The following is a 14,412-nucleotide window of genomic DNA, read 5'->3' as shown; positions in this document are numbered from 1 at the left end:
GGTAAAACAAGAGGTGGTGCTATCAATGCAGGGTTTGAGATTATGTTTTAAATTTAAGAGATGCGTAAGCTCTAGCTTGCACATCTATAAAATCAAATCCTATACTTAAAATTTCAGGGGCGGGAGATTTCTCGCCCCTTTTTAAATTTAGATGCTACGCAGATGATCTCGTTTGCGGCGCATAAAGAGACCATCAATCTTGCAATGCAAAACGGGATAAATTTAGTAGCTCTGCTCTTATGCGATAACGATCTTATTAAACGCGCAGTATCCACCCGCATAAAATTTTACGGCAAGCGCCACAAGATAATTCATAAAATTCTACGCCGCTTTAAAATTTGCAATACAAAAGAATTTAGACTCAATTCACAGAGGAATTTCATAGTCTACTTTATCTTTAAAGAACTGGCGCAATCTTAGGTTCTTTTACCAAAGCCAAAAAAGCTTGTCAAAGCGGCAATACCATCATTATTGGCTTTTATTGCTAAGGCCGGTGCCTTTTATTTATATTCTGCGCTTTATATTTTAAAATTAAGCTACGAAATTTCGATGTAAAAGTGAAATTGTATAAGAAAGATCCCGCAAAACTTAAAATTATAAAATTTTAAAACTGTTTGTCTTAGAATTTATAAGCAAAATTTCTTAAGGTCTAAATTTTTAAAATTTTAAAATTCCGTGCTTTAGAATTTCAAATTTCAACACGCTTCTCATTAAGGTTTGGGCTAAATTTTAAATTTTAGGTAATTAAATTTTAAAATTCTGCGCCTAAATCTTGCCTGCGAATTTTAAAATTACCCAGCGCAGTTTCGATCGTTCGCTTCAAAGATGCGACCTGTTATAAAAATAAAAGCTTACTCTACACGAAGCAAGTCTTGGCACGAGCTTTGCTTTAGCTACACAAAGCCTTAAATTTAGACCTTGACGGCAGGCAAAAATCTAACTGCTTACGATATAGAATTTCAAGCGGTATTCATAGCGTTGTAAACCTATATTTTTTATAATTTTACAGTTTAGCAAAACAGGCTATGCAAATGAACGGTCTATAAGTTTAAGATCTACTTTTTTGCAATTTTATACTAATAGAAAATGTTTGATATCTCTTAAGCTATGGACTTGAGCCTACTTTTTCGTAATTTTATAGAGCAAATTTCCAATGCTTTGGATTATCTGCACGAGCACGATCAGGATTACGACGGTGTATGCCATTATATCGGGGCGGAAGCGCTGAAAGCCGTAGCGGATCGCTACGTCGCCGAGCCCACCGCCGCCGACAGTGCCCGCCATCGCCGTAAATCCGATGATGACGATGAGCGTCAGAGTAATCGCGCCGATGATGCTAGGCAGCGCCTCGACGAACATCACGCGAAAGATGATCTGCATCTTGCTTGCGCCGAAGCTCTTCGCCGCCTCGATCACGCCGCTATCGACCTCCAGTAGCGCGCTTTCGATGAGCCGCGCAATGAAGGGCGCCGAGCCGATAGTAAGCGGCACGATCGCCGCGGTGGTGCCGATGCTTGTGCTGACAAGAAGCTTTGTAAGCGGAAAGAGCACGATCAACAAAATTATAAACGGGAAGCTTCGCAGCGTGTTTATCACGACGTCCAGCACGGCGTAAACGATGCGGTTTTCGCAAAGCCCGCCGCGGCGCGTAAGAATAAGCACGATCGCAAGCACGAGCCCCAAAATAAACGCTAAAGCCGTACTTACGAAGGTCATATACAGCGTCTCCAGCGTCGCGTTTAGTAGCAGCTTCGGAATCACTCCGCTAAAAAAATTTTGTATCCACTCTATCATCTTTGTCCTTTCATTTTGCGCCCTTTTGCGCTATATTGGGCTTTTCACCATTTTAAATTTTAAAATTGACGGCGCGAGCCCGCTTCATTGTATCAGCTTATAGCCCACGCCGCGGATGGCGTGGATGTAGCTAGGCGCCTTGGATGTTTCGCCAAGCTTTAGGCGGATTCGACCGATGATGACGTCGATGCTTTTGCTCGAGGATTCCTCGCTTATGGAGCTGCAGTTGTAGATGAGCTCCTCGCGGGTGATCGCGCCGCCTTCCTTTTTGATGAGATACGAAAGCACGTCGTATTCAGCGATGGTGAGCGATAGGGGCTGTCCTTTGAAGCTGATGACGTGGCGGAAATCGTCCACTTCGAGGTCTTTTTTGGGCTTTGCGGCGCGCTGGATGGAGTTTATATCGTAGCGCTCGATGTGGCGTTTGATGCGCGCTAAAAGCTCTTGCGGATTATAGGGCTTTGGCAGATAATCGTCTGCGCCGAAGTCGAAGGCGTTGATCTTATCGGTCAGATCGTGGCGGGCGCTTGATATTATGATCGGTATATCGGTGTTTTTGCGGATCTCTTTGCAGACCTCAAGCCCGTCCATCCCAGGAAGCGTGAGATCTAAAATCACGAGGTTGAAATTTTCTAAATTTAACTTAGAAAGCCCCAAAAACGGATCGTCCGCGACGGTGATATCGATATCGTATTGCTGCAGATATTCGCTTAAAATTTCGGCGAGTTCTAAATCGTCCTCTATCATTAAAATTTTAGTCATAAAAAGCCTTTGAAATTTTGCGCGGATTATAACAAAATATAGTTTATATATTTTAAAGCGGCAGGCTGGGGCGAAATTTTATAAAAACGAGGCGAGAAGGGGTAAAATCTTGAAATTTTTTGAAATCTGGCAAAATTTCAAAAATAAGCTCCAAAAATATGGCGAAATTTTAAAATTTAAAGAAGCAAAATCTGAAAAATTGACGAATTTGGGCTAAATTCGGCTAAATTTTGCCGATTTTTGCGTTTTTTTCTTAAAAAACTATTGTATTTTTTGCGAAACTATTGTAGAATACCGCCCAAACCACTTTATTTTAAAGGATTAGCATGAAAAAAGCTGATTTTATCCAGGTAGTTGCCGATAAGGCAGGTCTTTCTAAAAAAGATACCGTTAAGGTAGTTGATTCTGCACTTGAGGCTATCAAAGAGCTTTTAGTAAAAGGTGATGACATAAGCTTCATCGGCTTCGGATCTTTCGGTATTGCAGAGCGTGCAGCTCGCGAGGGTAAAGTTCCTGGCACAAACAGAACTTACAAATCTCCTGCTACTAAAGTAGTAAAATTTAAAGTCGGTAAACAGCTAAAAGAGGCTGTTGCAGCTGCAAAAGGCAAGAAGAAAAAATAATTTTCTTGCTCCAAGCCCCGTCTTCGGGGCTTATCTTTTTTAAATTTATACAATCATAACTTTTTAAAATGCCCGAGTGGTGAAATTGGTAGACGCACCAGACTCAAAATCTGGCGAGGGTGACCTCGTGTCGGTTCGATTCCGACCTCGGGCACCATAAATCTTCTTTAAATTTTATCCGTAATTTCAACCGCCTTTTGTAAATTTCAACTTGCTATAAAATTTTTTATACTATTATTACTGCGGTATTTCTTTAAAAGAGGCAATTATTTATGATACGTAAAATTCTTATCGCTAATCGCGGCGAGATCGCGGTTCGCATCATTAGAGCCTGCAGAGATCTGCATATCGGAAGCGTCGCGATTTACACCAAACCCGATGTCGATTGCTTACACGTAAAAATCGCCGACGAGGCCTACGAAGTCAGCACCGATGCGCTAAAAGGCTATCTGGACGCCAAAAAGATCGTCGAAGTTGCCAAAGAGTGCGGTGCCGATGCGATACATCCTGGATACGGCTTTTTGAGTGAGAATTACGACTTTGCAAGAGAGGTTGAAGACGCGGGCATTATTTTCATCGGTCCAAAACCCGACGTTATCCGCAAAATGGGTAATAAAAATATCGCTCGCTATCTGATGCGCAAAAACGGCATCCCGATCGTGCCCGGCACCGAAAAGCTAAATCACGAGAGCATGGATACGATTAAAAAATATGCGCGCGAGATCGGCTATCCTGTAATTTTAAAGGCTAGCGGCGGCGGCGGCGGACGTGGTATCCGCGAGGTGTGGGACGAGAAGGATATGGAGAGCGCCTACGACTCGTGCACGAGGGAGGCGAAGACCTTTTTTAACAACGATGAAATTTTCATGGAAAAACTCGTCGTCAAGCCGCGCCACATCGAGTTTCAGATTATCGGCGATAATTACGGCAACATTATCCACCTTTGCGAGCGCGATTGTTCGATCCAGCGCCGCCATCAAAAGATCATCGAGATCGCGCCGTGCCCCTCCATTAGCGAGCATCTACGTAAGACTATGGGTACGACCGCGGTAGCTGCGGCAAAAGCGGTGAATTACACCAACGTCGGCACGGTGGAATTTTTACTCGATGATTACAATAACTTTTATTTTATGGAGATGAATACCCGCATCCAGGTCGAGCACGGCATCACCGAGGAGGTTACGGGCGTCGATCTGGTGGTGCGCCAGATCCGCATCGCAAACGGCGAAATTTTAGAGCTTGAGCAAAGCGATATCAAGCCGCACGGTTACGCGATCGAGGCGCGTATTACGGCAGAAAACGTCTGGAAAAATTTCACTCCCGTGCCGGGTACCGTAAATGACTATTATCCCGCGCTCGGTCCTTCCGTGCGCGTCGATAGCCACATCTATAAAGACTATAAAATTCCGCCGTTTTACGACTCGCTTCTAGCCAAGCTCATCATCAAGACCACCGACTACGATCTAGCCGTCAATAAGCTCGAGCGCGCGCTGAAGGAGTTTCGCATCGAGGGAGTGCGTACGATCATTCCGTTTCTGCTCAGCATCAGCAAGTCGCGCGAGTTTCGGCTCGGCTTTTTCGACACGAGCTACGTCGAGAAAAATTTAGCTAAAATTTTAGAAAACACCATCGACGATATGCAGCCCGGTAAAAACGAAGCGGTCGCTGCTATCGCCGCTGCGATGCGCAAATCGGCGCGGATTTAGGAAAGAGTTATGGATTTTTTAGATAGCCTAAAAGATATAAAAAAGGATATGCTTAAGGATAAGGCGGCGAGCTCCACGCCAAAAAAGCCTAAAAAGAGGGATCCAAATCGCGATGAGTTTAAAGATATTTTCAGAGATGACGATTTGAGCTTGCAAAGCGAAAGCGGTCTAGAGGGCGCCGCGGAGGAATTCGACGCAGCCAAAGAGAGCATCGCCGCACGCGAAAAGCGCCTTAAAGACGAGTTTTTAAAATACGTGGACGCGGCGAATATCAAAAAGCTGAATGACTGAAATTCCATTTTGTACGCTGGATTTTGCCTGCCCCTATCTGGACGGCAGAGCCGCGCGCAGCGAGTATCTCTACATAAAAGACTGCGACTTCGAGTATAATTCAAACTTAGTGCAGCACGGCTACCGCCGCTTCGGCAGGTACTTCCAAAAACCCATTTGCGAAGCCTGTGCGGAGTGTAAAAGTTTGCGCATCGATGCTGCGAATTTTAAATTTAGCAGATCGCACCGCCGCGTCTATAAAAATAATCGCACGACCGCCTATGCGTGGCAACCTCGCCCGCTTTTAAACGATGCGCGTTTGGAACTTTTTGCGCTCTATCACGACTACATGCGTCTAAAAAAGGGCTGGCCTCTGCAAGAGATCAATTTTGAGCGGTATGATGAAATTTACGTCCAGGGCCACGGAGACTTCGGCAAAGAAATTTCTTACTACGGCGAGGACGGGCGGCTTATCTGCGTCGATCTCATCGATATCGTACACGACGGCATCAGTTCGGTGTATTGCTACTACGATCCGTATCTGCCGCATCTAAGTCTGGGTAAATTTTCGCTTTTAAAACAGATCGAGTTCGCCCAAGATCTGGGGCTACGCTGGATCTATCTGGGCTACGCGGTGAAGCAATGCCCGAGCCTGGCGTATAAATTTAGCTACGAGCCGTATGAAATTTTAAACTCATACGTAGAGCTTGACGCCCCCGCCGTGTGGGAGGGGCGCGTAGAGCGGTAGGTTCTGCGCGCTGGGGCCCAGAAGCAGCCTAGGCATATGTGCTGCATAGAATGGTAAGCTCCGCGCGCCCGTACAACGACAGCGCGCAGTGGCCGAGATCGTACCGCCGCGTAGAATTCGGTCTCGCGCAGATACGAACTCGGTATGTTAAAAGCACGCCTCGGCGTCAAATATCGCGCTGAAATTTCGCGCGTTATGAGTCTTCAAGGCTTTTGAGTCACGGCGGGCGTCAAATCTCGCGCTAAAATTTAGCGCCGCTCGGCCTGCAAAAATATCCGCGGTGATAAAATTTAAGGCGATAAAATTTAAAAGTAGAGCAGATGGATTTGCAAATTTTACGGCAGGCTCGGCATTTGCGTGTCGCAAGACGGTACACGCGGCTTTTGGGCGTACTTGGCTCCTGAGTGCGCGCGAAAAAGGGCGATTAGTTTCGGCACTGTAAAAACTAGTTTCGGTTCTTTAGCGGACACCGCCGCGCAAGCGGCGGAGCAAAAAAGAAAGCGGCTGATTTATGGCAAATTTATCAGCTCGACTTTGTTTTCCAGCGATTTTGGGATCAATAAAACTTTGCCGTCGCTTGAGATGTCCGCAGGTCTTTGCATCGCGCCGAGGTTTATTTTGCGTATCTGCCCGTTTGCATCAATACGCCAAATTTTGCCGCTTAAAAGATCCTCGCCCCAGTCGCTAACTAAAATTTCGCCGTTTTTTCCGCGCGCTATGCCGTAGAAAACCCCCTTCATATCGGCAAAGATCGAAATTTCGCGAGATTTCAGATCCATGCTTAGCACGCGCCCCGGGACCTTTCCGCTAAGATCGAAGGTGGTGATTAGAAGCTTGTCGCCTTTGAGCAGAAGCGCGCCCGCATTGCCGAGCGACGGGTCGATGCGTGCGAACTCATCGTAGCTTTTTGCGTTTAAATTTATGCTGTAAATCACGCTGCGCGCATTATCGCTTGCGAGCAAAACCTCGCTGCCGAGCGCTACGACGTCGTTTAAGGCCTGCGCTCCCTCGATTTTTAGATTAAAAACCTCCTGCCCTTTGCTAAAGCCTCTGATCGCATCCAGATCGCATACGTAGAGCACGTCGCCGATCTGCGCCATCCCGCTGGGATTTACCAAATCGTCTATATAATTGGTCTCAACGACATTGGAATTTTTCACGATCCTACTTATAAAGCCGCTTCTGCCTAGCGAATCTTCGTTTTTGCCGCGATTTGCGATGTAAAAAGCGTCCTCGGTGATTAGAGAGCCCTCGGGCGCACTGAATCCATCGAGCTCCAAGCCGAAAAGCGCGCCCGCCAAGGCGCACGAAAGTAGAACTTTTTTCATAATTTCTCCTTGATCTCGCCAAAATTCTAAGAATTTTAAAATTTAAACCGAAAGCGCTGGGCGCCAGGTTGAAATTTTAAACTCCGCGGCGAGCTTTAAGATGAGCGAAATTTAAACCCGCAGAGCAAATAAAAGTGCAATTTTAGTTAAACGAGTCGGTAAATTTTAAGACGGAATTTTAGCGTTTGATCTATGATTCGTAAAATAAAATGTATAATTATAGGTAAAATTATATGTTAAATTTTACAATTTTAATTTAAGAGTGGCGTAAATTTATACTTTTATCTGTTCGATTTGTAGCGTGAGAGCGTCGAATAAAAGGTGCTATCATAGATAAAGGCGATGCTATAAGCGTGATAAGGACGATGAAATAACCGGAGGTGCCATGTGATAAAGCAGGCGAATGCGCGGAATTTTAAATTTAAAGGTGCAGAAATGGTTAAAGTACCGCGATAATTTGATCGCGAGAGTTTGGTAAATGGATAAAACGTCATTGATTTTATAAACGATAAAACGTCGTTAAAATGCAGCCTGCCGCGGCTTGCCACGCGCAAAATCACGTTAAATGTAAAATCTAAATTTAGCCGCTCGTTAAATTTAACATTTACGTAAATTTAAAACCTGAGGCGAGCTGTCAGCGATAAATAACGATAAATTTAGATTATAAAATCCTCGCCGAGGTAGAATTTGCGCACATTTGGATCGCTGGCTATCTCTTTTGCGGTGCCGCCGGCGAACAGCTCGCCGTCTTTGATGACGTAGGCGCGGTCGCAGATCGCAAGCGTCTCGCGGACGTTGTGATCGGTGATGAGTACGCCGATGCCGAGCTTTTTTAGGTCTCGCACGATGCTTTGGATGTCGCTAACGGCGATCGGATCAACGCCCGCGAACGGCTCGTCCAAAAGTAGAAATTTCGGCGTTATCATTAGGCTTCGCGCAATCTCGCAGCGTCTGCGCTCGCCGCCGCTTAGGCTCACGCCTTTGCGCTGGCGGATCGGCTCGATGTTGAGCAGATTTAGCATCTCATCGACCTTACGTGAGGCCTCCGCTTTATTTTTATAGGTAATCTCTGCAGCGAGCATTAAATTTTCCTCAACGCTGAGCTCCTTAAAGATGCTGCTTTCTTGCGGTAGGTAGCCGATGCCGAGCTTGGCGCGCTTATGAAGCGGAACCTTTGCGATGCTGCTCTCATTAAGCAATATATCGCCACCGCTAGCGCTTATCAGCCCGCAGATCATATAAAATGTCGTGGTTTTACCCGCGCCATTGGGCCCTAGTAGCCCTACGATCTCGCCGTTGTAAAGCTCCAGCGAGATGCCCTTAATGATCGGCGTGCCTTTTATGGTTTTTTTAAGACCCCTGACTTCCAGTTTATGCATAGCTTACCTCGTATTTTCGCCCTTGCGCGTGCTGCGTGATCCTCACTACGCAAAAATCAAGCTCATATTTTTTAAGTAAATTTATCAAATTTTCATCCGCCCATTCGATTAGATGAAGTCCCTCTTCAAATAAATTTTCAAATAGCCCGTTTTTTAAAATCCCCTCGCAGCCGCCGTTATAGATGTCGTAATGATAAATTTGTCCGTAGTTTTGCATGATCGAAAATGTAGGCGAGCTCACGTGCTCGTCTAACCCATGCGCCCGCACGATCGCGCGCGCAAGCGTTGTTTTGCCGCTGGCAAGATCGCCGATGAGCAAGATTATGCCGCTTTTTGGCAGAGCCTGCACGAGGCGTGAAATTTCATCCTCGCCGCAGAGTAGTTCAAAGCTCTTGGACATACTTTGCCTGCTCGCTTTTGGGCGTATTTTTCGCGCTAGGAAAGGCTAGAACCTTAAAGCTTTGTTTTCTATCCAAAAAGCTTATCGTGATTACATCGCCGATTTTAAGCTCTTTGGCGGGCTTTACTACCGCGCCGTTTACGGCTACGACGCCACTTTTGCACATATCTTCGCTGATGGCGCGCCGCTTGGTGATATTTACTGCGTTTAAAAATTTATCGATTCTCATAAGCGTGAGTTTAGCGATATTTGCCTTAAAAGCAACTATTAAACTATTTTTGGTAGAATTTCGCCAAATTTTACGTAAAGGATTTGAGATGGCAAAAGATGTAAAAAAGGTCGTTTTGGCGTATTCCGGAGGACTAGATACTAGTATTATTTTAAAGTGGCTCGGCGATACTTACGGCTGCGATGTGGTGACTTTCACCGCAGATATCGGTCAGAATGAGGATTTGGAGCCGATCAAAAACAAAGCTGTGAAACTGGGCATCAAAAAGGAAAATATCTTCGTAGAGGATCTGCGCGAGGAATTTGTGCGAGATTACGTATTTCCGATGTTTCGCGCAAATGCCGTCTATGAGGGCGAGTACCTTTTAGGCACGTCGATCGCGCGCCCGCTGATCGCTAAAAAGCTAGTTGAAATTGCTAAAAAAACCGGCGCGGACGCCATAAGCCACGGTGCGACCGGTAAGGGTAACGACCAAGTCCGCTTCGAGCTTGGCGCATATGCGCTAAATCCCGATATTAAGGTGATTGCGCCGTGGAGGTTGTGGGATTTGAACTCTCGCGAGAAGCTTCTTACTTACGCTAAGAAAAACGGCATCGACATCGCCTCAAAGCCCGGCAAATCGCCATATTCGATGGATGCGAATATCCTTCACATCTCCTACGAGGGCTTGGTGCTGGAAGATCCCGCTCATGCGCCTGAAGAGGATATGTGGCGATGGACCGTAAGCCCTAAAAATGCGCCAGATAAGAGCGAGATCATCGAGATCGAATACAAACACGGCGATCCCGTAAAACTAAACGGCAAGGCGCTTAAGCCGCACGAGATGCTAGCCGCGCTTAACGAGCTCGGCGCTAAAAACGGCATCGGAAGGCTCGATCTTGTAGAAAATCGCTACGTCGGCATGAAGAGTCGCGGCTGCTACGAAACTCCGGGCGGCACGATCATGCTAAAGGCTCACCGCGCGATCGAGAGCATCACGCTAGATCGCGGTGCGGCGCATCTAAAAGACGATCTAATGCCGCGCTACGCCGAGCTCATCTACAACGGCTTTTGGTTCAGCCCGGAGCGCTTGTTGCTTCAAGAGCTGATAAATAAATCCCAAGAGCACGTAAACGGTAAGGTTAAGCTAGAGCTTTATAAGGGCAACGTGACCGTGCTGGGCAGGGAGAGTAAGAGCGATAGCTTGTTTAATACCGATTTTGTGACGTTTGAAGAGGATAGGGTCTTCAATCAAAAAGACGGCGACGGATTTATCAAACTAAGCGCTTTAAGATTTATCATCGCGGGAAAGAATGGACGCAAGCTTTAGCTGAAATTTTGCCTATAGCGGCAAGGTGTGCAGGCAAATTTCACAAAACGAAATTTTAAAATTTATCGGAAAAGTAGCGAGCGGCTGTGGGCAAATTTCATAAAATTTCACAAAATTTTAGATACGCCCGCGCCGCTTATAAAATTTTATAATTTTAAAGCTAAATTTAAAAGGATAATGTATGAAAGTATTATTGATAAAAGATGTTAAGGGGCTCGGAAAGGCGGGCGAGATAAAAGAGGTCAAGGACGGCTACGGCAATAACTTCCTAATCGGCAAAGGCTACGCCAAAGCCGCTACAACTGAGGTTTTGCGTAAATTTGAAGCGGATAAGAAAAAGCAAGCCGAGCTAGAAAAATATGAGGTCGCAAGCCTGCAAAAACTAGCCGAGGAGCTAGCTAAGATCCGCGTAAAGATCGTAAAGCAGATGGGCGAGAGCGGCGCGCTTTTCGGCTCGGTTACCAAAGATGAGATCGCAACCGCGCTAAAAGAGCAAAAGGGGATCGAAATCGATAAGAAAATTTTAGAGACCGAGGCTATCAAAACGACCGGGATCTACGACGTAAATGCCAAGCTAAAGCACGGCATAAGCGCTAAATTTGAGATAGAGGTGGCTAGTGTTTGAAGCGACTACCATTTTAGCCTACAAAGGCGCGAAGGCCTCTGTCATCGGCGGCGATGGGCAGGTTACGTTCGGAAACACCGTCTTAAAAGGCAACGCGACTAAAATTCGAAAGATTGGCAAAGATGGGGGCGTTTTGGCGGGTTTTGCGGGCAGCACCGCCGATGCGTTTAATCTTTTTGATATGTTTGAGAAGTGCTTAGATGGCGCAAAGGGCGATCTTTTAAGGGCTGTGATAGAATTTAGCAAGCAGTGGCGCAAGGATAAGTATCTGCGAAAGCTCGAAGCGATGATGCTGGTGCTGGACCGCAAAAATATCTTTTTGCTTAGCGGCACGGGCGACGTGGTAGAGCCGGACGACGGCAAGATCGCGGCGATCGGAAGTGGCGGGAATTACGCTCTTAGCGCGGCGCGAGCTTTGGATAAATTTGCTAGCCTAGACGAAGAGGAGCTCGTAAAGCAAAGCCTTAAAATTGCGGGCGAGATTTGCATTTACACGAACGAAAACATCAAAACATACGCAATTTGGGATGAAAAGAGATGATGACGCCAAAGCAGATTGTAGAGAAACTAGACGAATATATAATCGGACAAAATAGCGCCAAACGCACGATAGCAGTGGCTTTGCGAAACCGCTACCGTAGAATGGCACTTGAAGATGAGATGAAAAACGAGGTGATGCCTAAAAACATCCTGATGATCGGATCTACCGGCGTGGGTAAGACCGAGATCGCGCGCAGGCTTTCGAAGATGTTTGGGCTTCCTTTTATTAAGGTTGAGGCGAGCAAATATACCGAAGTAGGCTTTGTGGGGCGCGACGTGGAGAGCATGGTGCGCGATCTGGCCGCCGCGTCGGTAAATTTAGTGCGCGGCGAGGAATTTGAAAAGAACAAAGACAAGATCGATGATTACATCAAGCGTAAAATTTTAGAAAAAGTCCTTCCGCCGCTTCCGCGCGGAGCGAGCGAGGAGAAGATCGCAGATTACGAAAAAAGCTACGAAAAGATGGCAGCCAAGCTCGAGCGCGGCGATCTGGACGATCTTAGTATCGAGATCGAAGTAAGCGAAAACGCGCTTGAGTCAAATCCAAATTTGCCGCCCGAGATGGCGAATATGCAGGAAAGCTTCATTAAGGTAATCGGAATTTCGACGCGCAAGAGCAAAAAAGAGATGAAGGTAAAAGACGCCAAGGTTGCCCTTAAAAGCGAGGCTAGCGAGAAGGTCCTTGATATGGAGAGTATCAAAGCCGAAGCCGTTAGACGCGCGCAAAACGAGGGCATCATCTTTATCGACGAGATCGATAAGGTGGCGGTCTCAAGCGGCAATAGCGGCAGGCAGGATCCGAGCAAAGAGGGCGTACAGCGCGATCTGCTTCCGATCGTGGAGGGCAGCAGCGTAAGCACGAAATTCGGCAATATTGACACCGATCACATCCTTTTTATCGCCGCGGGCGCCTTTCATATCAGCAAGCCTAGCGATCTCATACCCGAGCTTCAGGGGCGCTTCCCGCTTCGCGTCGAGCTTGACAGCCTAGACGAGGCGGCGCTGTGCGAAATTTTAACCAAGCCGAAAAATTCACTTCTTAAGCAGTACTCGGCGCTTTTAAAGACCGAGGGCGTGGAGCTGGAATTTAGCGAGGACGGGGTCAAAGCGATCGCGAAATTTGCGGCGAGCACGAACGAAAAAGTAGAAGACATCGGCGCTAGAAGGCTGCATACGATAATGGAAAAAGTGCTTGAGGATATCAGCTTCGAAGCGGATAAGTTTAAAGGGCAAAAGATCATCGTGGATGAGAAGCTCGTAAGCGAAAAACTCGCAGGCATCGCAAGCGACGAGGATCTGGCGAAATACATTTTATAAGGCAGCGCGACAGCTACTCTTATAAAACTGCGGAGCCGTGGAAGTTTGCGGTTTTTAAATTTGCAAAGCGCTAGAATTTTAAGTATGAAATTTAGCGGAATTTTAAAATGCGCAGAAATTTTATCTTTTTAAATTTGACGATGCTTTAAAATTTTGAGTCTGTAAAATTTCAAGGATGATTGAATTTTGTGCGGTGCGGGCTGTATGTCAAGCCGTAGCGCATGGCAGGATAAAATTTAAAATTTCGCGATCAATTTATGAAGTCGCAAAATTTACGGCGCACAGAATTTGAAATAGATAAAATTCTGCGCTACGGCAAGCGAAATTTATTGCTACCGTGCAGCTTGAAATTTTAAAATTTCACCTGTTTGTGTGGCGTTGGAATTTTAAAATTTCGACGCTTGTGCGGAGCTAGTTTGCACAAAACGAGATTTTAAAATTTACCCGCAAGGGCTTAGTGTTGCGGTTGCAAGATAAATTTATAAATTTAAGGAAAATATGAAAAGCGGATTTGTAACGCTTATCGGGCGGACGAATGCGGGCAAGAGCTCGCTGTTAAACTATCTCTGCGGCGAGAAAATTTCGCTCGTCTCGCACAAAATCAACGCCACGCGCCGTAAGATTAACGGCATCGCGATGAACGGCGCAGATCAGGTTATTTTCACGGACACGCCGGGACTGCACGAAAGTGCCAAGCTGATGAATAAGCTGATGGTCGAAGTGGCGCTCGGAGCGATTGAGGGCTGCGATTTGGTGCTGTTTTTGGCGCCAGTGCACGACGATACCGCAGAATACGAGAAATTTTTAAATTTAAACCCCAGCACCAAACACATCGTTATTCTAACCAAAATAGACGAAGCAAACGACGAAAAGATCGTGCAAAAGCTGCTGCAATATCAAAAATTTACCGATAAATTCGAAGCGATAATCCCGGTTAGCATCAAAAAAAAGGTCTATAAAAAGCAGGTTTTGGACGAAATTTGTAAAATTTTGCCCGAGCATGAGTACTTTTACGATCCTGAAATTTTAAGCGCGACCAATGAACGCGAAATTTATCGCGATTTCATACTTGAGGCGATCTTTGAGAGTATGAGCGACGAGATCCCGTATTGCAGCGATGTCGTGATGGAAAAGGTTATAGAAAAACCGGGTCTGATCTCGGTATATGCGCAGATCATAACGGACACTAATTCTCATAAAGAGATGTTGATCGGCAAAAACGGCGAGGCAATCAAGCGGATCGGAATTCGAGCCAAAAAGTTAATTTCAAATTTTTCTAAGGTCAAAATTTACTTAAAATTAACAGTTTTTGTAAAAAAAAGCTGGAAAAATGACGAATTTAGGGTAAAAACCGATTTTATCTATTGACATTTTATTTTATT

The 14,412-nt window shown here is 45.9% G+C and carries 16 protein-coding genes and 1 tRNA gene; 11 read left to right on the top strand and 6 right to left on the bottom strand.

The window, feature by feature from the left end; genetic code table 11:
• Positions 1-162: 162 nt before the first annotated feature.
• On the top strand, positions 163-420 hold the full coding sequence (locus Q0117_RS05965; RefSeq protein ID WP_297923707.1) for a hypothetical protein: 258 nt from the start codon (positions 163-165) through the stop codon (positions 418-420).
• A gap of 699 nt (positions 421-1,119) precedes the next feature.
• On the opposite strand, the gene Q0117_RS05960 is transcribed toward Q0117_RS05965, so the two are convergent.
• Together Q0117_RS05960 and Q0117_RS05955 are read right to left on the bottom strand one after the other, a co-directional pair.
• The gene (locus Q0117_RS05960) at positions 1,120-1,794 is read right to left on the bottom strand and encodes a methionine ABC transporter permease (protein ID WP_297923705.1); all 675 of its coding nucleotides are present in this window, start codon (positions 1,792-1,794) and stop codon (positions 1,120-1,122) included.
• A gap of 84 nt (positions 1,795-1,878) precedes the next feature.
• Positions 1,879-2,556, bottom strand: coding sequence for a response regulator transcription factor (locus Q0117_RS05955; protein ID WP_005870247.1), 678 nt, complete (start codon positions 2,554-2,556; stop codon positions 1,879-1,881).
• Positions 2,557-2,882: 326 nt separating this feature from the next.
• Here Q0117_RS05955 and Q0117_RS05950 point away from each other — a divergent pair, with 326 nt between their 5' ends.
• From Q0117_RS05950 to Q0117_RS05930, 5 genes are all read left to right on the top strand, one after another.
• Positions 2,883-3,179, top strand: coding sequence for an HU family DNA-binding protein (locus Q0117_RS05950; RefSeq protein ID WP_291937435.1), 297 nt, complete (start codon positions 2,883-2,885; stop codon positions 3,177-3,179).
• A gap of 70 nt (positions 3,180-3,249) precedes the next feature.
• Positions 3,250-3,336, top strand: a tRNA-Leu gene (locus Q0117_RS05945).
• A gap of 115 nt (positions 3,337-3,451) precedes the next feature.
• The gene (locus Q0117_RS05940) at positions 3,452-4,885 is read left to right on the top strand and encodes an acetyl-CoA carboxylase subunit A (RefSeq protein ID WP_297923703.1); all 1,434 of its coding nucleotides are present in this window, start codon (positions 3,452-3,454) and stop codon (positions 4,883-4,885) included.
• Between the two features lie 9 nt (positions 4,886-4,894).
• Positions 4,895-5,176 carry a hypothetical protein gene (locus Q0117_RS05935; protein WP_297923701.1) on the top strand — a complete coding sequence of 94 codons (282 nt, stop codon included), beginning with the start codon at positions 4,895-4,897 and terminating at the stop codon, positions 5,174-5,176.
• Positions 5,169-5,903: an arginyltransferase gene (locus Q0117_RS05930; protein ID WP_297923699.1), complete on the top strand. Its 735-nt coding sequence runs from the start codon at positions 5,169-5,171 to the stop codon at positions 5,901-5,903. Before Q0117_RS05935 ends, Q0117_RS05930 begins: the two co-directional genes overlap by 8 nt.
• A gap of 509 nt (positions 5,904-6,412) precedes the next feature.
• Here the strand turns inward: Q0117_RS05930 and Q0117_RS05925 are convergent.
• From Q0117_RS05925 to Q0117_RS05910, 4 genes are all read right to left on the bottom strand, one after another.
• Entirely contained in the window at positions 6,413-7,231 is an 819-nt protein-coding gene (locus tag Q0117_RS05925) for an ATP-binding protein (RefSeq protein ID WP_297923697.1), read from the bottom strand.
• A gap of 656 nt (positions 7,232-7,887) precedes the next feature.
• Positions 7,888-8,610, bottom strand: a complete 723-nt coding sequence (gene lptB, locus Q0117_RS05920; protein WP_297923695.1) for an LPS export ABC transporter ATP-binding protein — start codon at positions 8,608-8,610, stop codon at positions 7,888-7,890.
• Positions 8,603-9,010, bottom strand: coding sequence for a tRNA (adenosine(37)-N6)-threonylcarbamoyltransferase complex ATPase subunit type 1 TsaE (tsaE, locus tag Q0117_RS05915; protein ID WP_297923694.1), 408 nt, complete (start codon positions 9,008-9,010; stop codon positions 8,603-8,605). Before tsaE ends, lptB begins: the two co-directional genes overlap by 8 nt.
• Complete coding sequence (locus Q0117_RS05910; protein ID WP_291937410.1) at positions 8,994-9,239, bottom strand: S4 domain-containing protein; 246 nt, start codon at positions 9,237-9,239, stop codon at positions 8,994-8,996. The genes tsaE and Q0117_RS05910 overlap by 17 nt, the downstream gene beginning before the upstream one ends.
• An 88-nt stretch (positions 9,240-9,327) precedes the next feature.
• Between Q0117_RS05910 and Q0117_RS05905 the strand changes: the two genes are divergently transcribed.
• The 5 genes from Q0117_RS05905 (at position 9,328) to era (ending at position 14,398) form a co-directional block, all read left to right on the top strand.
• Positions 9,328-10,548, top strand: a complete 1,221-nt coding sequence (locus Q0117_RS05905; RefSeq protein WP_297923692.1) for an argininosuccinate synthase — start codon at positions 9,328-9,330, stop codon at positions 10,546-10,548.
• Positions 10,549-10,729: 181 nt separating this feature from the next.
• Complete coding sequence (gene rplI, locus Q0117_RS05900; RefSeq protein ID WP_297923690.1) at positions 10,730-11,173, top strand: 50S ribosomal protein L9; 444 nt, start codon at positions 10,730-10,732, stop codon at positions 11,171-11,173.
• Positions 11,166-11,714 (top strand): ATP-dependent protease subunit HslV, encoded by a 549-nt coding sequence (gene hslV / locus Q0117_RS05895; RefSeq protein WP_297923689.1) that lies wholly within the window; start codon positions 11,166-11,168, stop codon positions 11,712-11,714. Before rplI ends, hslV begins: the two co-directional genes overlap by 8 nt.
• Positions 11,711-13,030, top strand: coding sequence for an HslU--HslV peptidase ATPase subunit (hslU, locus tag Q0117_RS05890; RefSeq protein WP_297923687.1), 1,320 nt, complete (start codon positions 11,711-11,713; stop codon positions 13,028-13,030). The genes hslV and hslU overlap by 4 nt, the downstream gene beginning before the upstream one ends.
• Before the next feature lie 498 nt (positions 13,031-13,528).
• On the top strand, positions 13,529-14,398 hold the full coding sequence (era, locus tag Q0117_RS05885) for a GTPase Era (RefSeq protein WP_297923685.1): 870 nt from the start codon (positions 13,529-13,531) through the stop codon (positions 14,396-14,398).
• The last annotated feature ends 14 nt before the right edge of the window (positions 14,399-14,412 follow it).

This window comes from uncultured Campylobacter sp., assembly GCF_937997535.1.
Classification (GTDB): Bacteria; Campylobacterota; Campylobacteria; order Campylobacterales; family Campylobacteraceae; genus Campylobacter_B.
The sequence above is the reverse complement of the archived record's forward strand: the minus strand, read 5'-3'. Positions and strand labels throughout refer to the sequence as shown.